This is a genomic window from Anaerovorax sp. IOR16 (assembly GCF_017168145.1).
Taxonomy (GTDB): domain Bacteria; phylum Bacillota; class Clostridia; order Peptostreptococcales; family Anaerovoracaceae; genus IOR16.
Genome location: NZ_JADQTL010000012.1, coordinates 149025 through 175220 on the forward strand (window position 1 = coordinate 149025; position 26196 = coordinate 175220).

Genomic DNA, 26196 nt, shown 5'->3' on the forward strand with positions numbered 1-26196 from the left:
ATTCCTCCTATAAATTAAAATCTATTTTTATCTAGTAAGAAAATCTAACGGTATACTTTATAGATAAAAAATGGGCTGCCTTAAAAAAATTAAGGCAGCCCTAATGGATTTTTATATCGACAACCTTATTTTACTGGTTTTGGTAATCTTTCATCCATCATATTCATTAGATTGTCACTATTCTTCATTTCTTCTACAAATGCTGCTTTTTCTACAGCTACTAAGGTCGGCTCTTCACAAGAAAGTACTCCGCCCAAAATCTCACCGATTTCCGCATAGCGATAGCTTAGAAGTACATCATCCATTTCTCTGGAAATATCCACTTCATCATCAAATGGCATTTCTACTTCAAATACATGTGCAAGCTCTGCAGCTAGTTCCCAATTGTTAAATGAAATATCTTCATTTACAGTTTGATTTACTGCCTGAAGTCTTCTCTCTGTATTTGTAAAAGTACCATCTGCAGATGCAAATCCGGTTCCAGGAAGAATTACATCTGCCTTCTTACCAGTTTCTGTCATATGTGTATCAGAAACCATTAAGAATTCCAATCCAGACAAATCTGCATCCGGATCTTCACCAAATACAAGAAGTGCTTTTACTCCATCCATAGCTTCTTTTCCAGCACGAACACCCAAATCAATGAGTCCTTGGCTGTTATTCTTAGATTTCACCTGTAAGATACCATCTCTCGGCGATCCAATGTGCCCGGAAACAACTGCAATATCAGCAAGCAATGTAGCAGCTTCTACTGTTACAAGATTCTGCTGGAATACAATCATTGCTTTCTTTGCATTCGCATATAAATCCGCTACAGCTTTCACGTCTTCAGTAATCTCTGCTTTTTCTACGGAAGCTTTTAATGCTTCGAAGCCATCAATTCCGTTACCTTTACCCATTCCAATCAAAGCATTTGTAACGCCTTTCAGGAATGCTAAATCATTGTCGGTATATACAACTTTTGTTGCATAGTTAAAGAACTTATCTTGATTGTAGTCAGCTGGGTTTACAAGAATAACTTTTGCTCCATTTTCTGCAGCTTGCTTAATCTTCAACTCAATAACCGGGTTTTTCATCGTGTCGAAACCGGTAACTAAAATAACGTCTGTTGACAACAATTCATCAATCGTATTAGGAGAAGCATCATAGCCAAGAACCTTAGCAATACCACTTTCTCTATGGTTAAAGCATAAAGTTTTTGCACCGATTGCCTGTGCAAATTTCTTAATAACATATGCTTCTTCGTTTGTATAACGATCGGAAATGGATACAGCTACAGCCTGCTTGCCATACTTTGCACCTATAGATTGTGCTTTCTTTGCAGTCAACACCAATGCTTCATGGTAATCCGCTTCTTCAAAAGTACCGTTTTTCTTAATCATAGGATCAAGAAGCTTACCTTCAAGCTCTACACAATCGAAACCGAATTTACCCTTACCGCAAAGAAGTCCTTTATTTACAGCGCCTTCTTTATCCGGTACAGCCTTGATCAACATATCTCCATAAGTTTCGAGTTTCATGCTGCATCCAACCGAACAGAAGGAGCAGGTCGTTTCTGTTTCTTCCGTTGCAAGAGGTACGGATTTTGCAATGGAAAGCCTTTCTTGCAATGCACCAGTCGGACATACGCTGACACATTGTCCGCAGGAAATACATCCGGATTCGGTAAGCGGCAATTCTAAGGAAGGTTTTACAACCGTATCAAATCCTCTGTGAACCAGACCTAACGCACCGATACCCATCACCTGGTCACAAACACGTACACAAAGTCCACAAAGAATACATTTATTTGGATCTCTTAAAATGAACGGATGATCATCTTCATATTCTACACGATTCACGTCTCCTGCAAAACGATCCGGTTTTACATCATATTGGTTTGCAAAATCAATCAGCTTACATTCGAAATAGTCATGACATCCACATTCCAAGCAACGAGAAGCATCTTCAATAGCCTGCTCCATATCATAGCCAAAGACAACCTCAGTAAAGTTATCCTTTCTTTCTTCCGGCTCAAGCTGTTCCATCTTTGGACGACACTGTCTTTCTCTGTCTTCAAATGTCTTTTCTGTAATGTCATCTCTTTCTACAGTATATAGCTTTTCGTATTTTACATCTTCGCCAGCTAAATAAGCATCAATCACATAACTGGATTTTTTTGCATCTGCAATGGACTCAATCGCAATGGAAATTTTGTCATTACCACAGTCTCCACCTGCAAATACACCTGGAATACTAGTCATAAAGGTATCTTTATCGTATACAATACCTTTCTTTCTAGTTAAATCAATACCATCAAATCCTTCAGGATTTACAGCTTGACCAATTGCAAGAATTACAGTATCAATATCCAATGTCTCTGTCTTTCCTTCAACCGGCTTTGGTGCTCTTCTGCCGCTGGCATCCGGTTCACCAAGTTCCATAACTTGAAGAACAATCTGTTTTGCATGACCATTTTCATCTTTGATTACTTCAATTGGGTTAGTAAGATTTTTAAAGATAACGCCTTCTTCTTCACCCTCTTCAATTTCAATTTGGTCAGCAGGCATTTCATCCTTTGTTCTTCTATAAATATTATAAACCTTCTTTGCTCCCAATCTTACAGCTGTTCTGCAAGCGTCCATAGCAGTATTTCCACCGCCGACAATGGCTACATTTTCACCAAGCTTAATTTCTTCATTACGAACAACTTTTCTTAAGAAATCAATACCTCCGATGACGCCTTCTGCATCTTCGCCCTTGCATCCAACACCAGTGGATATCCAAGCACCGATACCAATACATACTGCATCAAAATCCTGACGAATGGTTTCAAATGGAATATCTACACCAATCTTTGTATTTGGTCTTAATTCAACACCCATTCTTTCAATTAGGTAAATTTCTTCATCTAAAATTTCCTTTGGAAGACGATATTCTGGAATACCATAACGCAACATACCGCCAAGCTTAGGCATTGCTTCGAAAATAGTAACCTCATGTCCCATTCTTCTTAAGAAATAAGCAATGGAAAGTCCATAAGGTCCACCACCGATAACGGCAACACTCTTTCCTGTCGGAGCAGGAATTTCCGGTAAGAATGGATCTTCACCAAACATATCCGTATCTGCTGCAAAACGCTTTAACCATGCAATGGAAATCGGTTCATCGATTAGTTTTCTACGGCAATGATCCTCACAAGGATGAGGACATACTCTGCCAATTGCGCCAGGTAGAGGAATTTTATCTTTAATTAATTCAATTGCTTCTTCAAACTGTCCGTTTGCAATTAATCCTACATATCCCTGACAATCTGTCTGAGCCGGACAAGCCAATACACAAGGTGGTCTGCAATCACCAATATGATTGGATAATAACAATTCTAAGTTTGTTTTTCTGGATTCAATGACTCTATCTGTACCTGTTTTTACTACCATGTTTGGTGCAATGGTTGTAGCACAAGCCTTACATAATTTAGGGTTTCCTTCCACTTCTACCATGCAAAGACCGCAAGATCCGTATATTTCAGTTCTTTCGTCAAAGCAAAGAGTAGGAATGAAGATATCGTTTTCTTTAGCGACATCCAAGATGGTTTGACCTGTAACGCCCAAAACCTCTTTTCCATCGATGTTTAATCTAAATTTATTCAAAAGTCTCACCTCTCTTTTTATTCTTTAACGACTGCACCGAAGTTACAGCTTTCTTCACACTTACCGCACTTGATACATTTTTCCTGATCAATTACGTGCTTATTTTTAACGGTTCCTGTAATTGCACCAACTGGACATTTCTTGGCACAAAGCGTACAGCCCTTACATGCATCTGTAATTTCAAAATGAAGTAATGGCTTACAGGATTTTGCAGTACATTTATGGTTATAAATATGATCTTCATATTCATTTCTAAAATATTTAATCGTTGTTAATACCGGATTTGGAGCCGTCTGACCCAAGCCACACATAGAACCATCCTTAATTTTTGCTGCAAGTTCTTGTAAAAGCTCAATGTCACCATCTTTGCCTTTACCCTGAGTGATTCTTTCAAGGATTTCCAACATTCTCTTTGTACCAACACGACAATAATTACACTTACCACAAGATTCTTTTCTTGTAAAGTCTAAGAAATATCTTGCCATGTCTACCATACAAGTGTTCTCGTCCATTACAATCATACCACCGGAACCAACAATCGCACCGGTCTTATTGATGTCTTCATAGGTTACCGGAGTGTCAATCAATTCCGCAGGAATACATCCACCGGAAGGTCCACCCATCTGAACTGCTTTAAATGCTTTATCCTGCTTGATACCGCCACCAATGCCGTATATTACATCCTTTAGAGGAAGGCCCATTGGAACTTCAACCAATCCGCCCTTTTTAATCTTTCCTGCTAAAGCAAATACTTTTGTACCTTTACTTTGCTGTGTACCCATTGCAGCAAAAGCTTCTCCGCCATTTGCTAAAATCCAAGGCACATTCGCAAAGGTTTCTACGTTGTTAATGTTTGTTGGTTTCTGCCAATATCCCTTTACTGCCGGGAACGGTGGCTTAAGACGAGGCATGCCTCTTTCGCCTTCTAAGGATGCAATCAATGCAGTTTCTTCACCGCATACGAATGCTCCAGCACCGGCTTTAATACGAAGGTCAAAATTATAGTTTGTGCCAAATAAATTCTTTCCTAAGAATCCTTTTTCTCTGGCCTGCTTCATTGCAAGTTCAAGTCTCGCAATTGCCAAAGGATATTCTGCACGAACGTAGATGATACCTTCCGTTGCACCCATAGCAAAACCGCCAATGGTCATACCTTCAATCAAAGAATGAGGGTCACCCTCTAAAACGCTTCGATCCATAAATGCACCAGGATCTCCTTCGTCAGCGTTACATACCATGTATTTATCGCTTGCCATGTTTTGCTTTGCAGCATTCCACTTAAACCAAGTCGGGAATCCTGCACCACCACGGCCTCGCAGTCCGGAAACCTTAATTTCCTCAATAACTTCATCCTGAGTCATTGAAGTTACTACTTTTTTAACCGCTTCATAACCGCCTACTGCGATGTATTCTTCAATATGCTCCGGATTGATAACACCTGCATTTCTTAATACAACTCTTTTTTGTTGAGAAAGGAAAGTCTCATCCATATCAACAATAGCAAATTCTTTTACCGGCTCTCCTCCGATTAAGTGTTTTTCTACAATCTCTGCAACCTTATCCGGCTGCACCTTTACATATCGAGTCTGTAAATTTCCATTATCATCATAAATATCAACAATTGGTTCCAAATAACAAGTTCCGATGCATCCGGTCTTATCAATGGTCACATTTGTAAGCCCCTTTTCAGCAACAAGCTTTTCGAACTCGTTAGAGGTCTTTTTTGCGCCAGTTGCGATACCGCAGCTGCCCTGTCCGATTATCACTTTCATTTTGTTACCTCCTACGCTTCCTTGCTTTTGTAATCGTCTAAGATTGCCTTAACCTTATCCTTGGTTAGTTCGCCAAAAGTCTCTTCGCCGTCCACTGTCTTAATCATCATTACCGGTGCCAAACTGCAGCATCCTAAGCAAGCTACATTATTTAATGTAAATAGCCCATCTTCTGTTGTTTCGCCGTCGTTGATGTTTAAGTGCTCATTAATCGCTTCTTCGATCAAATCAGCACCATTTACGTGGCAAGCTGTTCCTTTGCACAACATGATTAAATACTTTCCGATTGGTTTCAAACGAAATTGTGCATAGAAAGTGGCAACGCCGTAAATCTTTGCAGGCTTGATTCCTGTGCATTCGGAAATGTAATTAATAGCATCCATGGAAAGATATCCATAAATGTCCTGTGCTTTTTGTAAAATGGTAATCAAGCTCCCCGGTACCTTCGCATACTTTTCTAGTACAGGAGCTAATTCAGAGAAGTCCGCAGCTACATTACCGCCGCATTGACATCCATTTTTTTTACAAGTCATAGTCTCTCCTCCTAAATTCTAAAAAATCGCTTTCATTTTTCTCTAATTACTGTCCGTTACTCACAATATAGAGAATTGTTTAACTTAACCTGTGGTCAGGTAGTTTCACTTTTTTATAAGGCATACGATGCTAGTATACCAAAAAGAATATTGGAATACAAGGAAGGCAAATCGTTTTTGCCTTCCTTTTTTTCGATATTTTGCTAATAAAGAGCAAATATTTAGATAAATTGTCGAACTATCTGTTCACACTTCTTCTAGTTCTTGTTTTTTACCAAATAGTTTGTTAAAATCAATCTCCATAACAAATAAGCTGCAAACCATTAAAACTGCGCCAAAATAAGCTTGCGGCATTAATACTTCTCCCGCAAAGAAATAAGCAACCACTCCGGCAAAAACAGGTTCCAAAGAAAAGATAACACCAACATGGGATGCACTTGTATACTGTTGCGCCATAGCTTGCACAATAAATGCCATTCCCGTACAAAAAATGGAAAGGATAAATACCGAAAGAATTATTTTGGGACTGCTTGGAATCACTGGTTGTTCCAGTGCAAGGCTTAAGATCAGCATAAAAATTCCTGTAAATGCCAATTGATAAACTCCTAGATGAAATGCATCAACTTCTTCTTTCTTTACTGCTTGTTCCGTAATTAAAAGATCTATGGCATAGGCTACAGCAGAAAGAAGAGCAAAAATGTCACCCAACTTAGGCTTCAACGTTTCTGTCAAAGTAAGAAGTGCAATTCCTACAACTGCCATAAAAACTACCAATATTAATTTTTTACTTGCTTTTTGATGTAAAAATAAAAAACCAAATAATGGTGTAAGCACAACCGTCAATGCACATATAAATCCGGCATTGGAAAGGCTTGTATACACAACGGCAAAAGTTGCACCAATATAAACAAATACCAAAATAAATCCCAATATCGCACTATATTTTAAAGTGGTTTTATTCACATTTTTAATTTTCTTAAACGCAAATATTACAACTATAAAAAAAGCAAATAAAAAGCGATATGCATTTAATGTAAACGGTTCCATAGCAACCAAGCTAATATCTATAAGCAAATAAGAAATCCCCCAGAAAAGGGTAACTAAAACTAGCATACCATCTGCTTTTAATTGTTGTGTCATTTTTTCCCTCCTATGTAATACTTTAATTAAATTATAATGCATCAAATGCATTCAAAGTATTTTTTTATAATAAATTACTACTATTTATTCATTACTAATTACTCTAGGAAAATAATAATGTTGTAACAATAATTGCACTACAAACCATAAGTGCAAATGCCCAGTTATCTGTTTTCTCTTTATCACGAACCGCCTTAAGTAATCCTGTTAAGACTGCCGGAGCGATAAACGCACATATCGGTGTTGCTAGCCCCATAAAAATACTCATCTTTTCTCCCATTTTACTCCTCCCTATAGCTCTTACCTTAGAATCTTTCATTCACAATTGAACAGAGCCTACAACAATAATTTCTTCTCTTTTTTATATTTTAATTTTATAATTTAAGTTTCTGCAATCAGCAACTCTAATGCTAAGGTTTGATCTAAAATTCCGGATTTTATATTATTATCTACTTCATAAGCTCGTTTCAGCATAGTTCGTAAATGATCAATTGTATAACGATCTGCGAACTGCAACGCTTTTTTCACTCGAAATTCATGAGCCCCAAGCTCCTTTACCATTGCAGACAACATCAAACCATCTTTTTGCATTTCCTTCACACAAAACATTAACTCAAATTGAGAACAGATCAAAGCAAGAATTTTATATGTGTTCTCACCGGACTGTAAAATATTATGCAATAAAAGAAAGCCTTGTTGTTTATCCCCTTTACTTAAAGCATCCATCATAGCAAAAACATTGGTATCAATATTAGCAGAAGCCGTCCCTTTAAAATCCTCCAAAGTCAATTCCGGATTTTGACTATGAAATAGTGCTTTTTTAATATCGTTTTCTAAACAATATAAGGTATAATCACTTTCTTTATCATAATAGCCGGTGTAAGCAATAAATTGAGAAATCACTCCTGGCTTTGCAATGCGTTCTGCACTTTTCAGACGCTTATTAATAAACGCAGTCAGCTGTTTTTCATCCAGCTGACTAAACTCATAGGCTTCTCCAGTCTGAGCTACACTTTTATAAAGCTTTCTTCTCTTGTCCGCTGAATCAGCTGAAAAAATCAACATTGTCGTTTCCGGTAAATCTTTTATATATTCAATGAGTTTCTTTTCTTCCTCATCACCAAACCCTTTTCTCTTTATACCGGAAAGAGGTGCAAAGTCCTTGATAATAACAAGTTTCTTCTCGGAAAAGAGGGGTAGGGTTTCACAAGTGTTAATGATGTCTTTCACGCTAACTAACGTACCGTCAAATTGAGAAATATCCAATTCTTTACAAGCAGGATTAATGTATTTGTCTATTAGCACTTCCAAGGCCCAATTAACAAGATAACTTTCTCTGCCATAAAAAAACAGCACCTGTTTCAGTTTGCCATCTTTCATTTCATTCTGTATTTTTTGATAAGCATGAATCGTTGCTTGTTTTCGTTGATAAGCCATAAATCTCCTTTATCACTCTTTTACAATCTCTTTTTTACCATTACAAAAAGATTCTATATTTACATTTTCAGAAGAAATTTCATTAAAAAAAACAGCACCTTCCAAATCATTTCTAACTATCATTATATCGTACTTTTGAAATAATTCAATTACACGGAAGGCAGGATGTCCAAAATTATTTTTTCCAACTTGAATCACTGCAATTTTAGGATTTACTGCATTTAAAAAATCTTCGGAAGTTGAATACGCACTACCATGATGCCCGACCTTTAAAACATTACAATTTAAGTTTTTCCGAGTCTCCATTAAAGTCTTTTCTCCTTCAAAACCCATATCTCCTGTCATTAAAACAGAAAAGCCCAAATAGTTCACCCTAATAATTAAACTGGTTGCATTTTCATCCTCTTCTTGAAACATAGCAAGATACTGTTCTCGGCTCATTCTCTTAGGTGCCAGAATATCAAGCCAAATATCTTTTTCTAATTTAACACGATCTCCTTTTTTTAAATAGAGAATTCTCGTTTCAGTCTGTCTATTTTGAACTCTCATAAGATCATTTTTCATCCTTTTATTTTGTGCAGCATAGGTTATGCCCAATGGAAAAGCCTCCGTTCGAATTTCATTGCCTTCATAAATGCCAAGATACTTAATCGGCATATAAACAGAAAGCTCCTGTATTCCCTTAAAGTGATCGGTATGTAAATGTGTCACAATTGCCAAATCAATGTAATCCACGCCATTTTTCAATAAGTAGGGAAGAAGTACCTTCTTCCCTACATTGAAACGGGCGCTGCCTCCACCATCAATCAGAATGTTTTTTCCGGAAGGAGTTCTTATGTGGAGGCAGTCCCCCTGCCCCACATCCACAAATGTTAATTGATGCAGCTTTCTTGAAAAAGGATGAGGGGCATCAGCGGCGCCGCAGCCCCATGGGAAAACACAGGCGCACGCCACTATTAGGGCAAATACGGCGTAAATCCGCCGTGTCTTGCCCTTTCTGCACAGAATGTAATGTGATTCTGTGCAGAAGAAAAAGAGCCCGCCGTAAAAAAGGATCAAAACTCCAAGAGGCGGGCTTACCAACCAAAAACACCCTCGTCCCCACATCGTAAAAATACCATTAATTTTTAAAATGACTTCCAGTAATAAATCAGCTGACTTTGCTGCGACACCAAAGAAAATTCCGCCCATATAAGGCAACCAGCAAAGAAACACTAAACTCATTCCAATAGGAATAAGCATACCTGCTAAAAAAAGAATCGGTGGATTTAATAAAAATCCTGCAAAAGAAAAAGAATTAAAATGAAAGATGATTAGAGGAGCCATAGAAAATTGCAAAACAAATAAAGGAGAAAGAAACTTCCCAACACTTCCAATCCATTCTTTTGCCGTAAACAGTACCATTCGGTCAATTTGACTGTCAAGCCATGGTAAAATAACTGCCAAAGAATAAACCGCCAAATAAGTTAACTGAAACCCTACATTATATATCGTATAAGGATTATAGATAATTTGCAGGAAACAGCTAAAACAAATTGCATTAAAAAAATCATACCGCTGTAAGCAGAGAGACCCTAAAATATGAATACTAATCATAAGAGAAGCTCGTACCACAGATGGAGAAAAATCTGCCAAAGCCGCATATAAAAACAAAAAAAGCAAAATGAAAAAGCTTCTTTTTGTTTTCGATTTTTTCTTAAGACAGCGATTAATATATAAGTAAAGCAGATTGACGTGAATACCAGAAACCGCTAAGATATGTGCAATCCCATTTCTTTGAAAACTCTCATACAAATCTTCGTCCATAAAATTTTTATCCCCAAAAAGCATTCCGATTAATAAGCCACATTTCTCTTTCGATAAATTATCCTGCAAAGCTTGAATTCCTTTTTGTTTAAATTGAGCCAGACCCATCTTAAATTTGTTTTCTCCAATCCCTTGCACCTTAAATTGTCCATAATTTACTGACATAACCCATCGAATTTTTTTACTGCGGAGATACTTTAAATAATCAAAGCAACCTGGATTTTTTCCTCTTTGCGGTATTTCTAAAATTCCTCTTACATCAACCATTTTCCCTGAAAGACATTTTTCTTTTATTGTTTCTGGTTCCCATACTGTTAATAAAATCCGCTCTCGAATCGGTTGCCAATCTGTCTCATTTTCACCGTCACGGTAACGATATGACTGTATTTTCAATAATACATGGCTGCTTTCTTCCTTTTGACTAACCGACTGTACCGTACCTTTCAAAGAAACCATTTCTCCAATATGAGTATCTAAAACAGTTGATTTCATCTCAAAGAAAGAAAAATACTGTATACCTATAAAAAATACAAATAAAAAAAAGCCTGCCCATACAACAGACTTCCTCCATTTTCCCTTCTCTAAAAAACAAAAACAGACAATAATAAGACAGCTAACACCTTGAACACAAAACGCCATCCAAAAATTCGCAATTAACGCTTGTTCTATTATTCCAGATAGAAAACAAAAAAACAGAAAAGCAAACGGTCTTCTCAATATACACTCCTTTTTTGAAAGCAACCATATTTGCATTCCCCATTTTTAGTTTACTTTTTCTGTAAAATTTTGTCAACTTAATTTCCAGGCAAAGATCGATGCCCCAAACCTATGACAACTTCATTTAAATGCAAAAGCCCAATACTCATAAAGATGCAGACACTCAAATGCTCTTTATGACGGCAAATTGCAACTTTACCGCCTCCATTTAATCCCGTTGCCTTAGCAATGACTTGAGTTAAGGCCTCTCTTGCAGCTCCTGCAATTGCTCCATCTTCTACATGGCACTCCTTGGTAACACTGTTTTTTCTGGAAGCCAAAATTGCCCGTTCAATAATAATATGAATGGAATTCACTACATCTCCACCAACATCGACTGCTGCTCCATAAATTTCTCTTTCACGCAATCGCTGCAACAGCTGTTCCTCTGCCGTTCTCGTTGGCGTAATCGCCAGTTTAATTGCTGCTCTGGCTACATCTATGCTGTCATACATATCCAATACCTTTCCTTCCCGATACTACTACATCACTGAAATGATTATACTACGCCAAGCAAATTCTTTGCAATGTGAATTCTTCTTTTGATTTGGAACATTTTCATCCCTTTTACTGTCAAAAAAGTAGATAGTATGCTATACTATATGCTGGTAAATTAGAATTACTTGTGTAATATGCACGCACATTCACTGCTGATTGATAAAAATAACGAAAAACAGCAATGACAATAAAATATAAATTTGATAAGAAAGGTTGGTGATTTTTTTGGGTGATGACTCTAAAAACAAAAGCGATGTCGAACGAGAAATTGATGACTTTCTCAGTCAATTTGATGAAGAATCATCTGATGATAAAAATTTTAAGAATAGCCACATAAATAATGGTGAATCACATATTAAAATTGATGATCAATTTGATAAAATCAGCCATGATTTTGACCGAAATTTTAAAAAATCCAGCGACTCCGATGAATTATTTCGGAAAAACATGGCAAAACTCGAGGCAGAAACAACTAGACCAAGCCGAATGCAACGTTTTCACGGAGAACGAGGTGTAAGCATTGGCGATAAAAAGAACATACCTGCAAAATCCACTCAAGAAAAAGGGAACTTGCAATCATCTACATCTTTGTCACAGTCCTCTGCACAAGAAAAAAGAGGATTTTTAACGCGTGCAAAAAGCTATTTTATAGCTTTATTAATGAAGACAAAGATTCTGGAGCGAAACGAAGAAACGCAAAGTTCAGAAAGTGATATGAGGACAACAATGAGTGACTCTAAAAAGAAAAAGAAAAAATATCGATTAAATACAAAACAGCTATTTAAATTTATAATTTCTGCAGGATTGGCATTCTGTATCATTATCGCGGCCATCGTTATTTCGATTATAGTAACAGCACCGCCAATTGATCCAGATAATATTTATGCCCTTTTATCCGAGAACTCTGTTCTGTACGATGATGAAGGACAAATCGTAGATAGCTTAAATCAGGGAAAAGGTCTACGTACCAATGTGTCATATAAGCAACTGCCTCCTGATCTTATAGATGCCTTTGTCTCTATAGAGGATAAAACTTTTTGGGACCATCACGGTTTTAACTTTGTTCGTATTTTTGGTGCAATCTTTGAAAGCATTACGCAAGGTGAGAGAATCAGTGGTACCAGTACGATCACACAGCAATTAGCCCGTAATTTATATTTGGCAGAAAGCAAATCACAACGTTCTATGACGCGTAAAATCAAAGAAGCCTATTATACGGTTTGTCTGGAACGTAAATTAACCAAGGAACAAATCATTGAAGCATACTTGAATACCATATTTTTAGGTAGTCACGCCAATGGTGTGCAAGCCGCTTCTCAAGCTTATTTTTCAAAGGATGTTGAAGATTTAACGCTTCCGGAGTGCGCTCTTTTGGCAACACTTCCGCAAAGCCCGAATTCCTATTCACCAGTAAAACAAGAAAAAAATGAATTATTGGATACAGAAGGTCTTGATATTCTTCGCCGCGGCGATGAATACACCGTATGGTATAATGATTCTTTTGTTCCAAGGCAGCAATTAGTACTTAAATTTATGAAAGAACAGGGTAAAATAAACCAAAGTGAATACAAAGAGGCAATGGATTATGATATTCGTTCTTCCATCAATCCAAGCCAAGATAATACACATGATATCTCCTCCTACTTTGCAGATTATACGATTAAGCAAGTACTCAAGGATTTGATTGAAAAAAACGGTATGAAGGAATCCGATGCAAGAAATATGTTATACAACGGTGGTCTGCGTATTTATACAACAATGAATGTTAATATGCAAAAAATTGCTGAAACAGAGTTTGCAAATAGCGCAAACTTCCCAAAGGTTGTTTCATTAAATAAGGATAAATCCGGTAATGTACGTGATAAAAGCAATCGCATTCTTTTATACAACAAGAACTCTTATTTTAATAATGATGACAGCTTTACGATAAAGTCAGATGAATATCGCAAAAACACAGACGGAAGCCTTACCTTGTTAAAAGGTAATCGTTTGAATTTTTATAAGGTAGAAGTGAAAGAAAACATTGATTACAATATAGAATTTAAAGATTTATATGTAATTGAAGATGGCATTTTCTATCGCATCGAGGGCGGTGTTATTCAAATACCTGCGGAATATAAAAAGAAAGATGATGACGGAAATCTTATCATTGATGCGGCTTTCCTAAAAGATCGCCCTAAGTTTTTCCAGTCAAATGCAAACGGTGATTTAATTATCAGCAGTGAACATTTTTCTTTAAAGCAAAAAATATTGCAGCCTCAATCAGCTATGATTATTATGGATCATAAATCAGGCAGTATTAAAGCCATGGTAGGAGGACGCAGTATTGAGGGCAGACGGATTTTCAACCGTGCCACTGCAACTCGCCAACCTGGTTCTGCAATTAAGCCGATGGCAGTATACGGACCGGCACTGCAAAGTGCCGTAGACGGTGAAACCAATTGGACTGCTTCCAGTGTAATTGATGATGCACCTTTATATGTACAGGGAAAAAAATGGCCGAAGAACTGGTACAATAGTTACCGTGGACTTAACACACTTCGTCAATCGGTAGAACAATCCATAAACGTCAATGCAGTAAAGGTATGGATGGATATCGGTGCAGATCGTTCGGTAAACTTTTTAAAGAAATTAGGAGTTACTTCTGTTAAAGAATCCGGATCTGTCAATGATATGAATGCAGCCGCTCTCGCTTTAGGCGGTATGTCAAACGGTATTTCTCCATTACAGATGTGTGCAGGATACAGTACTTTTGCAAATCAAGGCGTTTACAATGAACCAACTTGCTATACTAAGGTTACGAATAAAAAAGGAGAAGTCATATTAGAGAATGAAGTCTCTACTACGCAAGTAATGGATCGAGGCGTTGCCTTTATTATGACTGATATTTTACGTACTACTGTATCCAATGGTATTGCAGGCCGTGCTGCAATCGGAAATCAGCCTGTTGCAGGAAAAACCGGTACGACCTCCGATAACTATGATGCTTGGTTTGTAGGATTTACCCCTCAATATTCTGCAGCTGTTTGGATTGGAAACGATTTCAACATTGAATTGAGTCAGGGAAGTGCTTCTGCTGCAAGAGTTTGGAGTAAAATCATGAAGCAGATTCACAAGAACATTCCAACTGGTAGTTTCCCGACTGCAGATAACATTATCAGCAAAGCAATTGATATAAAATCCGGTAAACTCCCTAGTGAATATAGCTCAATGGATCCAAGAGTAACGGTAAAAAATGAATACTTTGTTTCTGGAACTGAACCAAAAGAAGTCGATGATGTTCATGTTGCAGTTACGGTTTGTGAAAGCTCTGGCTTATTAGCGACACCTTGGTGTCCAAATCCCGTACACAAAGTAGCGATAAAAAGACCTGGCGGCAGTGTATCTGGAGTAGAAGATGCAATTTATGATGCACCAACCACTTACTGTCATCTCCATAACTTAGATCCTGCTAAATATCCTGTAAGTGAAGGCTCTACGGTAGACCCTAATTTTGTACCATCATTGCCATCTGATGAAGATGAAACAAATCCTGATGAAGGTACCGATAACGAAAATGAAAATGTAACAAATCCACCGTCAATACCGCCAGTTGTTACAACCGGAAAGCCAGATAATAATTCGAAAAAGCCAGATAATAATTCGAAAAAACCAGATTGGTTAAATTAGCAAAAATATAATAAAAGTCAACTCTCTATGATTAATTATAGCGAGTTGACTTTTTCATATTAGAAGCAATATTTTATATCACAATATCTTTTTACCATTCACCCTGAACAACTTCATACTTATGATTTATAGAAAAATTTGAGTTATCGAAGTAATTGACTCCTGAATTTCCGAATGTTGTATCTACATTAATCCATCTATCCTCATCAGGATTATAGACTTGGTTCCAAGCATGATCGCCCCATTCAGTACCATTATACCCCATCCCTGTAACAAATCTGACTTTTAATCCAACTGCACGGCACATAGAGACATATAAACATGAATAATCAAAACAAACACCTTTGCCTTCCGAATAAGTTACGATGGATCCAGAATTAACATGGGAGGAGTTCTTTTCAATCATTTCTACTTTATCCTTGTCATATTGTATATTTCTACTAATCCATTCATACAACAAATAAGCCTTTTCCTTTTCATCTTTTCCAGTACTGACTATATTTTTCGCCATATTATCTATATCAGAATTGGATTTCACGGCTTCATCAAGTGTCATACCATTAAAATATTTGATTGCCGTTATCTTCCAATAATTAGAATATTCACTATCATCTTTGTTTGCAGGTGTAAAATCCTCAGTTGCTTTTTTTATCGAATTATTAATAAATACGGGCATACTTTTCACTGTATCTGTACTTAATATAGGATTTAGAATATGATTATTTACGATTCGATATGCCAAAGAATGATTGATATAGCTTTCAGCGGATGGGCTATTTACATAATTCGTATAAAAACTTAATAATAAAGAAAAAAGTATAATAATAAATATAGATTTTGGAAGTTGCCACACTATACTAAGTATCCGTTTTGTATTACTGCTCATGGAATGATATGCATGTGAAATTTTATCTGTAATAGGAAGAATCAAATATTTATAGATTGGAATGCTTAAAATCCCCAAAATCCAAAGAGTTACATATAATAATACGAAAAATACAATAATATACGCTATAATATCATTGTCATAACGTACTATAAAATCTTTCAAAGAAGGAATTAATTTATAAAAATATGCAAAAAAACCTTCCCCCTTCGGGAGTATCCTAAAGTTTGTGTAAACCTCTAAACTGATGTAAGATAAATATATCAGTTTGGAGGTTTTATTTATGCCCAAAAGAAGAAAAGAATCACCCCAAAAACAAGCAATCAGAAAAATGATGCAGGAATACTTAAAAGAGAATGATATTCCTATCAAAAATGGTACAGATGTCAATTCTGTTATGCGTGATATGATGTCTGTATTACTGGAGGGTTCTCTGGAAGGAGAATTAGAAGACGAACTGGGATACTCAAAATATGACTATCGGAATAAGGAAACCGACAATAGTCGGAATGGATATTCTTCTAAAATCATGCATACAAACTATGGAGATATGAATGTTGCTATTCCTCGTGACCGTAATGGAGAATATGAACCCCAGCTTATCAAGAAATATCAAAATACCGTTACGCAAGATATGGAAGAAAGGATACTTTCCATGTATGCAAAAGGTATGACTACAAATGATATTGAATCCCATATGCGTGAGTTATATGACATTGATATTTCTGACAGTACGATTAGCCGAGTTACTGATAAAATTATACCGATTGTAAAGGAATGGCAGGAACGTCCTTTGGAAGAAGTATATGCGGTTGTTTTTATGGATGCAATTCATTTCCACGTTCGTAGTGAAGGAAGAATACGAAAAAAGGCTGTGTATATTGCTTTGGGAATTGATATGAATGGTAGAAAGGACGTTTTAGGTATGTATGTTGGTGAAAATGAAAATGCTAAATTCTGGCTTTCTATACTGAATGGGCTAAAAAATCGTGGTGTAAAAGATATCTTAATAACATGTATTGATGGACTAAGTGGATTTCCACAAGCAATTGAAGCAGTCTATCCTGAAACAGAGATACAGCAGTGCATTATTCATCAAATCCGTAACTCCACTAAATTTGTATCCTACAAAGATTTGAAAGCTCTGATGGCTGATTTGAAGCGAGTCTATACTGCCCCAACAGAAGAATTAGCCCTAAATGAATTGGAGTTGTTTCAAGAAAAATGGGATGTAAAATATCCGAAAATCTATAAATCTTGGCATGATAATTGGTCAACTTTAGCAACCTATTTTAAATATCCTGAAGCTGTTAGGCGGCTTATTTATACCACAAATGCCATTGAGGGATTTAATCGTCAACTTCGTAAAGTAACAAAAAGCAAGACAATTTTTCCTTCTGACGATAGCCTTTTAAAAATGCTATATCTGGCAACGATAGATATCACAAAAAAGTGGACAGGATATCGTAGGGACTGGGGACGGATATATTCCCAGTTAGAGATTTATTTTGAGGAAAGACTAAAAAATCTCAACTTCTAAAAAACAACTTGTTCGGCAAGTTTTATTGACATGCAAAAAAATCATTGTATAATGCAAACAAGGGTAGAATCCCAAAATTGACTCTGCCCTTAAGTAACTATTCACATATCTTATATCAGATTTTTGAGTTTACACAAAACTTGAAACTGTCCCTCCCCCTTCTGAGAAAATATTACTCTGAAGAGATTAATTGATAATAGAATTCCTAAAATAAATTTAAGATTATTCATTATCGACAGCAATGAATGATGTATCCGGTTCGTTGAAACAGGATACAGTGCACCAGTCAGTAAAGGCATTAGAAAAATACCAATCATTATCATTGTTATTATATTTATATTATTAAATACATTCATGACAGTCCCTCTTTTCTATCGGTATAAAAAACACCTTAAACATAAAATTTCATTCTTTTATATTTACATTAATTATACATAATGAATAGAAAAACAACTACCCAACAGAATCTGCCAAAAACAATTTGCGTCTATGTCTATATAAAATCAAAAAAGGTTAAGAAGACTCTCCCTAACCCTGTTTTTAGAAATTTATTATACTCTTAATTGATAAATAAAGGGCAGCCCTTTCGAACTGCCCTATTAGAAATTTAATTAGAAAACTAGTTTTATAAACTTTTTTACCATCTCAAATTTTAGTTTATTATTAAATTACCTTATTGACTATACTTTGAACTGTTTCAAATTCTTCCTTGGTATAATTTGTATTATTCTTGCGTTCAATTCCTAAATCCGTAATTACAAAATAGTGTTCCGGAACAATTCCCGCTTCTTTAAATGCATCCATTCCGCAAGCCCTCTGACAGCCATCAATCAGAATCCATTCTTTTGCATTTTCATCTTCTTCTTTTACCATCTTGGCATCCTGTTCTATTTCATCTGTTAATTTAACAAAACGAACTCCATCTTTTTTCCCTATCTTTTCAGCCAACTCAGATGCTAATAATGAAACATTGGAATCTCCGGGACAGGCAGAAATACAAATTTTCTTATCTATAATTTTGCTCATAACTTAAACTCCTATTACCAAGCATGAAAAATAGTGTACTAATCATTCATATTAGTTTACACGCATACCATTTTTCTTATCGGTACCTACAAAAGCGAAGCCAACGGAATGCCAGAACAATGCATCTTCTTCATTTGGATTCATCATTAAGCTTTCTTCCTTACAATAATCGTTAATTATAAATTCCATAAAATGCTTACCAATGCCGCCTCTTCGGTAACTCTGAGCAATGACAAAATCACCAACAAAATATTTAGCGTTAATCTCAATTCCATAAACTCTGGAAACGCTCTTCTGGTACTCTTTATCATCCAAATTATGAAGGACTGCATAACCAACCGGAATTTCCGCATCATCATCTTTTTCTACCACTAGCACTACGGCAATGGCATCCGTTAAAGGCTGATAACGCAATGTATCAAATCCACTGGCGCGCTTAATCATTGAGCTCTTACGCATTTCCAGGTATTCAGCTTCATCTTTCTTTTCGTAAATTTTTACATAAAAATTTCCGTCTACTTTTACTTCTTTCATTTTTTTCCTCCTATTTTACAGTAATTTTTCTGAAATACTATATGTTAGTATCTTTTATTTATCAACAAATCCTTTCAGATTTATGATTCAAACAAGCTTTCGGCAAATTCCTTAGGATCAAATTCTTTTAAATCCTCCATCCCTTCACCAACTCCGATATATTTAACCGGCATATTATACTCATCCGAAATGGTAATCACGATACCACCCTTTGCCGTACCATCAAGTTTCGTTAATACAATCCCTGTGATATCTGCAATTTGTCCGAATTCTTTTGCTTGCGATACTGCATTTTTCCCTGTTGCAGCATCTAAGACAAGCAAGGTTTCTCTTTTTGCTTGTGGATATTCTCTTTCAATTACTTTATACATCTTCTCTAATTCTGTCATCAAGTTTTTTTTCGTTTGAAGTCTACCTGCCGTGTCGCAAATCAAGACATCAATGTTTTTCGCCTTTGCCGATTGAATGGCATCAAAAATGACTGCAGATGGATCAGCACCTTCTTGATGTTTAATGATATTAACTCCAAGACGGTCTCCCCAAACCTCAAGCTGCTCACTTGCCGCCGCACGAAATGTATCGGCAGCAGCGATTAATACAGATTTCCCCTGCTTTTGAAATTTGTATGTCATTTTCGCAATGGATGTCGTTTTTCCTACACCATTCACTCCAATCATTAATAATACCAAAGGTGTTTTATTAGAAATTTGATGTGCTTCTTTTTTATCAATCAAATCTTCTACAATCTTTTTTATCTGTGCCTTTACACCATCAGCATTGCTAATTCTTAAGCTTTTAATATCGCTGCGAAGCTGCTCAATAATTTTATTTGTCGTCTCCATTCCAATATCGGAAGTAATCAAAACTTCTTCCAAATCATCAAGCATTTCTTCGTCAATTTCTGGACGCATGAAAATAACATCTTCAATTTTTTCCTGCAATCGTCCAAAAAATGATTTTTTAATTCCAAATGCCATTACTTATTCTCCTTTAAATATATCCTAACTACAACTCAAAACGGTCTCCAAGCCGTAAAGATATCACCTTCGATACTCCTTGTTCCGGCATAGTTACTCCATACAGTACATCTGCAAATTCCATCGTTGCTTTTTGATGTGTTACCAATGCAAATTGAATTTCATGGAAATTTCTTAAATAATTAGCAAAACGATCAATGTTTGCTTCATCTAATGCCGCTTCAACCTCATCTAAAATACAAAAAGGGGTTGGTTTTGCTTTTAATACGGCAAACATCAAAGCAATTGCTGTCATGGTTTTTTCACCACCCGACATTAAGTTGATATTTTGCAATTTTTTCCCCGGTGGCTGCGCAACAATCTCAATGCCACATTCTAAAGGCTTTGTCTCATCCTCTAAACGAAGTTCCGCTGTACCTCCACCAAAAAGTTCTTGGAACGCTTTTTCAAAATTAACAACAATCTTATCAAAGCTCTCCTTAAAATTACTTCGAATGGTTTTATCCATATCCATTATTATTTGTTTTAATGCATTCATTGCCTCCAACAAATCAGAACGTTGCTCTGTTAAAAATTCATATCTTTCTTTTACAGATTCGTATTCTTTAATGGAACCAATATTCACTTCTCCAAGTGCCTTCATGCGACTTTTAATCTCACGACTTTCCTTTAATGCCGCATTCATAACAAATTCTTTTTTTGAAAATTCCATCGCTTGAATATAGGATATCTCAAAATCTTCCCAAAGCTTATTTTTAAAAGAATCTACCTGTGTCTCATTTTTTGTTAACTTTAATTCCAAATCATGCTTAGCAGTTTGTCCATGAAGCAGTAAGTCTTCAATGGATTCTTTTTTCTTTTCTACTTCTGCCAAGTAACGAACAAGCAACGACTTTTCTTCTTGAATTTTTTTTAGAAGCTCCTCTAATTTATATTTTTCTTCTTCTTTCTCTGAAACAGCAGATTTTAAATCAGTTCCTCCTTGTAGTAAAAGCATCTTCTGTTCTTCGATAGTTCGTATATTTTCTTCTTTTGCTCTTCTTTCTTGCATTAAATCATCTAGATATTCTTCAATTCTTTGATTCATTTGTATAAAACTATTACATTCATTTTGTAAAGAACCTACTTGTAAACGAAGTTTCGTTATTTCTTCCTGTGATTCTTGAAGCACTTGTTGTTTATTTTTTAAATCTTCCATTTGTTCTTCAACAAGTCGTTCCAATGTCTCTTTTTCTTGTTCTGCAGTTTGTACGGTTTCACTTAGCTCTTCTATCATTGATTGCGCAGATTTCTCTTCTTTTGAAATGTGTTCCAATTCTTTCTGCCATCGATTTTCATTATTTTCAACTTCACAAATCTGCAAAGAGACATGCTTCAATTCATTTTCAGAGCGCATGCATACCATTTCAGTCTCTCTATAAGCTGTTTCTTGTTCTTCCAGATTCTTCTTTAATTTTTTAATGCGCTCATGTAATTCAGATAGTAATGCATCACCCTGCAATCTGTTTTGTTCCATTTTGAACAAAGCATCTTTCAACTTTGTAATCTCTGCTTTTCGTTCTAAAAGGTTTGCAGTATTATTTCGATGAGTACCACCGGTAATGGCACCACTGGCATTAATTACTTCACCTTCCAATGTAACAAACCGAAATCCCCTTGAAACACTTTTTGATAACGCAACTGCATGATTTAATTCATCTACTATAATAACTCTTCCAAGAAGGTATTCCATAATTACTTTATACTTTGGATCAAATTCAATACAATCAACTGCAAATCCTTTAAATCCCAATTCTCCCATCAAGCGATCGTCTCTTACAACTTTTCCTGTACTTATACTGGAAAGCGGTAAAAAGGTTAATCGACCGGCACGATTTTTCTTTAAAGCTGATACTGCTGCCTGTGCACTTTTATCATCTTCACAGACAATATTCTGCATTGCTGCACCTAGAGCGGTTTCAATTGCTGTTTCAAATCCAAGCGGTACCTTTATTAATTCAGCAATGACACCATGTATCCCCGAAAGCTCTTTGGAACGCATAACAAAACGTACCCCATGATTATAACCATCATACGATTGTTCCATTTCTTCCATCATTTTCTGACGAGTCGCTGTTTGACCAATGGAAATTCTCAAATCCTCCATTTGCTTTCTAACCGACTTTTCTTGTTCCAAATCTTGCTCGTATTGATGTTTTGTTTCTCGCATTTCTTCTTTTAACTGCTTCATCCGAGCTGTTGCTGAATTATTTTCTTCCTGTACCTTCTCAAACGCCTGCTTCATACCACGATTTGTAGCAAGCGAGGCTTCTTTTTCTATATTTAATTGTTCTTTACGGCTTTGCAATGTACCAAGTAAGCTCAATAAACTATTGGATTCCGCCTTCTTACTGCTCATTATAGAATGTAATTCATAAATGCGATTTTTTCGAGCTTCTACGGATGATTGATAAGCAAGTATCTCTGAAGAAAGGGTTTCAAAAGACTGCGTTTTTCTATGTAACGTTTCTTTCTGTTGTAACCATTCTTCCGTCAATTCCTTATGCTTTTCATCGAATCCCTTCCAATTGTTCTTTTCTTTTTCAGCCTTCATATCAAGTGCATCAATTTCTTCTTTTAAACGCTCGGCATCTTTTTCCATTACCGATAATTTTTCTTCACTTAATTGGCTCTGATTGACTAAAGAATTGATTTCTTCGATTTTTTTCAAAAGCAAATCTCTTGTTTCTAATCCTTGAGAATCTAACTGTTCATTTCGAGTTCGATTTTCTGTAAGATCTGTTTCAATCACCTTTTTTTGTTCTTTATTTTCTTCTATCTGACTGTTTAACTCTGTTAAATCGTCTTTCAGATATTCATTTTTTAATTCAATAGATTCTATGTTCTTTAATGTAATATTAATCTCTACCTCTTTATATTTGTCACGAAGAACTAAATATTCAGATGCTTTTTCACTGTCCTCTTTTAGTCCGCCGATACGGCTTTCAATTTCTCCTACAATGTCATTAACGCGATCTAAATTGTTTTGAGAAGACTCCAGCTTACGCTCTGCTTCTGCTTTTTTACTGCGATACTTAACAATACCTGCAGCTTCTTCAAAAATTTCTCTACGGCTTTCCGGTTTATTGCTCACAATTTCTGAAATTTTACCTTGTCCAATGAGTGAATATCCGTCCACTCCGATTCCGGTATCCATAATGAGCTCTCGAATGTCACGTAAACGACATGGATTATTGTTAATGGAGTATGCACTTTCGCCAGAGCGATACATCCTTCTTGTTATCGCAATTTCTGCATAATCAATAGGTAAAACTCCTGTACTGTTATCAATTACAAGAGTCGCCTCTGCCATACCTCTAGATTTACGATTTGCAGTTCCCGCAAATATAACTTCCTCCATTTTACCGCCACGAAGCATTTTAGGACTTTGTTCACCCAGTACCCATCGAATGGCATCTGAAATATTACTTTTTCCGCTTCCATTTGGTCCTACAATACATGTAATTCCTTCATGGAACTCGATGCTTACTGGGTCAGCAAAGGATTTAAAACCGTGTAGATCAATTCGTTTAAAGTACAAAAATTACCACCCCATTTTTTCTATAGCCGCCTTTGCAGCATGCTGTTCTGCCTCTTTTTTGCTTCGCCCTTGACCATTTCCGATGATTTTTTTATTCGCAGTTAATCGAACATAAAACGTCTTATCATGATCCGGGCCTTCTTCTTTCTCTACTTCATAATGAATGGCAACTTCCCCATTTATCTGCAATCTTTCTTGAAGTTCTGTTTTATAATCAGAATACAGCTTCCCAGCTAAAGCATCTTCTATCGTATCTTTAAGAACTCGTAAAATAAAATCGACAGAAACATCCCATCCTCCATCAAGATAAACAGCACCAATTACGGCTTCCATTGCATCTGCTAAAATGGATGTCCGATTCCTGCCTCCACTATTTTCCTCACCTTTTCCTAAATATAAATGTGTACCAATCTCTAGCCGAGTTGCACATTCCATCAATGATCGCTCACAAACAACCAATGAACGTAACTTCGTTAATTGCCCTTCTTCCACATCACTTAAACGATGATATAAATAATCACTGATGACTGCATCCAAAATAGCATCACCTAAAAATTCAAGGCGCTCATTGTTGGCATTATAAGCCTGTTTACTTTCATTGATGTAAGAACTATGAGTCAATGCATTTTTTAAGATGTTCAGGTCTTTAAAGGTATATCCAATTATTTTTGAAAAATCAAACTCACTCACTTTGCGTTATTTCCTCCAACTCAAGTACTGAATCCTGAATGACCTCTATAACTCTATTCTCTACATAAGGAATGCCTTTAATGATAGCATTTTTTACCGCATTCGCATTGGATGACCCATGAATTTTAAGCAAAACACCTTTTACCCCTAGAATAGGTGCTCCACCATATTCGGAATAGTCAAATTCCTGTTTCATTTCTTTTAGCTTATTTGACAGAAGCAAAGCTCCTATTTTTGAGCGTAATCCCTGCGTAAACTTTTTCTTAATTAATTGCAAAATACTCCAAGCCAAACCTTCAGTCAGCTTTAAAATTACATTTCCTACAAATCCATCACAAACAATAACATCACAGACACCATTTGGAACCTGTCTAGCTTCCACATTACCGATAAAGTTTAAGCGGCTCTTTGCTAAAAGCTCATGCGCACCTTTTAATACCGTTGTTCCCTTTGACTCTTCGGTTCCAATATTGACAAGACCTACTTTTGGTTTTTGAATCCCAAAAACACGTTCCATATAAATACTTCCCATTGTTGCAAATTCAAGCAAATTGGTCGGTTTACATTCTGCATTGGCTCCGGAATCTACCATTAATGACATTCCTTTTCCCAATATTGGATAGGTTGTTGCAATGGCTGGTCGGTCAATCCCAGGAATTCTGCCCAAAATAAAAAGACCTCCCGCCATAATCGCACCGGAATTTCCTGCGGATATTAATAAATCCGCTTCCCCGTTTTTTACCATATTCAATCCTCTTACAAGTGATGAATCGGTCTTGGTTCGAACCGCCTTTACGGGTGCATCCTCCATTGTAATCACATCCGATGCATGTACCACTTTGATTTGTTCTTTACGGTAGGTATATTTATCTAATTCATTTTGTATCTCATCTTCACGTCCAATAATATATATATCGTGTTCTATTTTTTTGCTGGCCTCTACACAACCTTTTACAATTTCAAAAGGTGCATGATCGCCGCCCATTCCATCAATGGCAATTCTCATTTACTTCTTCTCCTTTTCATTCAGGAAATTGTACTACTCTCTCAACTATAAAATATATCACAAAGCCATTTTGAATGCAATTTTCTAGGAGAAAAAATTCATGTCAAGCGTGAAGGATCAGAAACTCAATCAATAATTCAAATCATGTGTATAATCGTATTTATTTCAAGATGAGAAAGTTAAATTATATAAAATTTATCAATAAAATCTATCATATTTACAATAACCCCTATCCAAAAAATAATACCAACATAAGAAAGGAATTGTCAGAAAAAGATTGAGCAAAATTGAAAAAATATTTTACTGCTTAAATATTAGGAGGAGATAAATTCTATTTTATTACTCTATATTTCTACTATCACAGCCTCATCAGAAGGTAATACTATTTCCATAATTGAAACACTGTGCTCACCAACAGTAAATGCTTTACTTAAAATGCTTTGTATATCAATAGTGTTATGATCCACAGCTATGCTTAAGTTCGGAGAACTACTAAGTATATTACTGGTATTATAGTCCGTAACTATATTTTTTGAGTTTGAACAACTACTAAACAAAAAAAGACCTAAAATTAAAACTCCCAATAATACCTTTTTTCTGTTATTCACTTTTATTCCTCCTCTAACTGATAGAATTTGTATAACAGTGACAGTATCTACTCTATCTCAATGATTTCCCCTTTTTCTTTTTGATAATTTACTTTAAAATCTTCTTAAA

Annotated in this window: 18 protein-coding genes; 2 read left to right on the forward strand and 16 right to left on the reverse strand. The window is 36.0% G+C overall.

Features of this window, described 5'->3' with window-relative positions:
- Positions 1–125: 125 nt before the first annotated feature.
- From I2490_RS16165 to I2490_RS16200, 8 genes are all read right to left on the reverse strand, one after another.
- Positions 126–3629: an FAD-dependent oxidoreductase gene (locus I2490_RS16165; protein ID WP_206460781.1), complete on the reverse strand. Its 3504-nt coding sequence runs from the start codon at positions 3627–3629 to the stop codon at positions 126–128.
- A 17-nt stretch (positions 3630–3646) separates the two neighbouring features.
- Positions 3647–5401: an NADH-quinone oxidoreductase subunit NuoF gene (locus I2490_RS16170; protein WP_206460782.1), complete on the reverse strand. Its 1755-nt coding sequence runs from the start codon at positions 5399–5401 to the stop codon at positions 3647–3649.
- A gap of 11 nt (positions 5402–5412) precedes the next feature.
- The gene (gene nuoE / locus I2490_RS16175) at positions 5413–5934 is read right to left on the reverse strand and encodes an NADH-quinone oxidoreductase subunit NuoE (protein WP_206460783.1); all 522 of its coding nucleotides are present in this window, start codon (positions 5932–5934) and stop codon (positions 5413–5415) included.
- A 246-nt stretch (positions 5935–6180) separates the two neighbouring features.
- A complete protein-coding gene (locus I2490_RS16180) occupies positions 6181–7074 on the reverse strand; it encodes a DMT family transporter (RefSeq protein ID WP_206460784.1) in 894 nt (297 codons plus the stop codon).
- 103 nt (positions 7075–7177) lie between these two features.
- Positions 7178–7354 carry a hypothetical protein gene (locus I2490_RS16185; RefSeq protein ID WP_206460785.1) on the reverse strand — a complete coding sequence of 59 codons (177 nt, stop codon included), beginning with the start codon at positions 7352–7354 and terminating at the stop codon, positions 7178–7180.
- Positions 7355–7455: 101 nt separating this feature from the next.
- Positions 7456–8511: a DNA polymerase III subunit delta gene (gene holA / locus I2490_RS16190; protein WP_206460786.1), complete on the reverse strand. Its 1056-nt coding sequence runs from the start codon at positions 8509–8511 to the stop codon at positions 7456–7458.
- Positions 8512–8523: 12 nt separating this feature from the next.
- A complete protein-coding gene (locus tag I2490_RS16195; RefSeq protein WP_206460787.1) occupies positions 8524–11034 on the reverse strand; it encodes a DNA internalization-related competence protein ComEC/Rec2 in 2511 nt (836 codons plus the stop codon).
- 77 nt (positions 11035–11111) lie between these two features.
- The gene (locus I2490_RS16200; protein WP_206460851.1) at positions 11112–11528 is read right to left on the reverse strand and encodes a HutP family protein; all 417 of its coding nucleotides are present in this window, start codon (positions 11526–11528) and stop codon (positions 11112–11114) included.
- 268 nt (positions 11529–11796) lie between these two features.
- Here I2490_RS16200 and I2490_RS16205 point away from each other — a divergent pair, with 268 nt between their 5' ends.
- Positions 11797–15240, forward strand: a complete 3444-nt coding sequence (locus tag I2490_RS16205; RefSeq protein ID WP_206460788.1) for a transglycosylase domain-containing protein — start codon at positions 11797–11799, stop codon at positions 15238–15240.
- Between the two features lie 91 nt (positions 15241–15331).
- Here the strand turns inward: I2490_RS16205 and I2490_RS16210 are convergent, their stop codons facing one another.
- Positions 15332–16291 (reverse strand): transglutaminase-like domain-containing protein, encoded by a 960-nt coding sequence (locus tag I2490_RS16210; protein ID WP_206460789.1) that lies wholly within the window; start codon positions 16289–16291, stop codon positions 15332–15334.
- A 118-nt stretch (positions 16292–16409) separates the two neighbouring features.
- Between I2490_RS16210 and I2490_RS16215 the strand changes: the two genes are divergently transcribed.
- Positions 16410–17666 carry an IS256 family transposase gene (locus I2490_RS16215; RefSeq protein ID WP_442859719.1) on the forward strand — a complete coding sequence of 419 codons (1257 nt, stop codon included), beginning with the start codon at positions 16410–16412 and terminating at the stop codon, positions 17664–17666.
- A 663-nt stretch (positions 17667–18329) separates the two neighbouring features.
- On the opposite strand, the gene I2490_RS16220 is transcribed toward I2490_RS16215, so the two are convergent.
- From I2490_RS16220 to I2490_RS16250, 7 genes are all read right to left on the reverse strand, one after another.
- Positions 18330–18692 carry a putative zinc-binding protein gene (locus I2490_RS16220; RefSeq protein ID WP_206460790.1) on the reverse strand — a complete coding sequence of 121 codons (363 nt, stop codon included), beginning with the start codon at positions 18690–18692 and terminating at the stop codon, positions 18330–18332.
- A 51-nt stretch (positions 18693–18743) separates the two neighbouring features.
- Positions 18744–19226, reverse strand: coding sequence for a GNAT family N-acetyltransferase (locus tag I2490_RS16225; RefSeq protein WP_206460791.1), 483 nt, complete (start codon positions 19224–19226; stop codon positions 18744–18746).
- Positions 19227–19306: 80 nt separating this feature from the next.
- Positions 19307–20203, reverse strand: coding sequence for a signal recognition particle-docking protein FtsY (ftsY, locus tag I2490_RS16230; RefSeq protein WP_206460792.1), 897 nt, complete (start codon positions 20201–20203; stop codon positions 19307–19309).
- Positions 20204–20231: 28 nt separating this feature from the next.
- Positions 20232–23783, reverse strand: coding sequence for a chromosome segregation protein SMC (gene smc / locus I2490_RS16235; RefSeq protein ID WP_206460793.1), 3552 nt, complete (start codon positions 23781–23783; stop codon positions 20232–20234).
- A 3-nt stretch (positions 23784–23786) separates the two neighbouring features.
- The gene (gene rnc, locus I2490_RS16240) at positions 23787–24473 is read right to left on the reverse strand and encodes a ribonuclease III (RefSeq protein ID WP_206460794.1); all 687 of its coding nucleotides are present in this window, start codon (positions 24471–24473) and stop codon (positions 23787–23789) included.
- Positions 24466–25479: a phosphate acyltransferase PlsX gene (gene plsX, locus I2490_RS16245; RefSeq protein ID WP_206460795.1), complete on the reverse strand. Its 1014-nt coding sequence runs from the start codon at positions 25477–25479 to the stop codon at positions 24466–24468. Before plsX ends, rnc begins: the two co-directional genes overlap by 8 nt.
- A 344-nt stretch (positions 25480–25823) precedes the next feature.
- Complete coding sequence (locus I2490_RS16250) at positions 25824–26087, reverse strand: hypothetical protein (protein ID WP_206460796.1); 264 nt, start codon at positions 26085–26087, stop codon at positions 25824–25826.
- Positions 26088–26196: the final 109 nt, after the last annotated feature.

What these genes read in the sequence shown, in the direction of transcription:
- plsX (WP_206460795.1), bottom strand. Translation starts at nt 25,479, where the DNA reads ATGAGAATTGCCATTGATGGAATGGGCGGCGATCATGCACCTTTTGAA.
- I2490_RS16215 (WP_442859719.1), top strand. Translation starts at nt 16,410, where the DNA reads ATGCCCAAAAGAAGAAAAGAATCACCCCAAAAACAAGCAATCAGAAAA.
- nuoE (WP_206460783.1), bottom strand. Translation starts at nt 5,934, where the DNA reads ATGACTTGTAAAAAAAATGGATGTCAATGCGGCGGTAATGTAGCTGCG.
- I2490_RS16180 (WP_206460784.1), bottom strand. Translation starts at nt 7,074, where the DNA reads ATGACACAACAATTAAAAGCAGATGGTATGCTAGTTTTAGTTACCCTT.
- I2490_RS16200 (WP_206460851.1), bottom strand. Translation starts at nt 11,528, where the DNA reads ATGTATGACAGCATAGATGTAGCCAGAGCAGCAATTAAACTGGCGATT.
- I2490_RS16170 (WP_206460782.1), bottom strand. Translation starts at nt 5,401, where the DNA reads ATGAAAGTGATAATCGGACAGGGCAGCTGCGGTATCGCAACTGGCGCA.
- I2490_RS16220 (WP_206460790.1), bottom strand. Translation starts at nt 18,692, where the DNA reads ATGAGCAAAATTATAGATAAGAAAATTTGTATTTCTGCCTGTCCCGGA.
- I2490_RS16185 (WP_206460785.1), bottom strand. Translation starts at nt 7,354, where the DNA reads ATGGGAGAAAAGATGAGTATTTTTATGGGGCTAGCAACACCGATATGT.
- holA (WP_206460786.1), bottom strand. Translation starts at nt 8,511, where the DNA reads ATGGCTTATCAACGAAAACAAGCAACGATTCATGCTTATCAAAAAATA.
- ftsY (WP_206460792.1), bottom strand. Translation starts at nt 20,203, where the DNA reads ATGGCATTTGGAATTAAAAAATCATTTTTTGGACGATTGCAGGAAAAA.
- I2490_RS16225 (WP_206460791.1), bottom strand. Translation starts at nt 19,226, where the DNA reads ATGAAAGAAGTAAAAGTAGACGGAAATTTTTATGTAAAAATTTACGAA.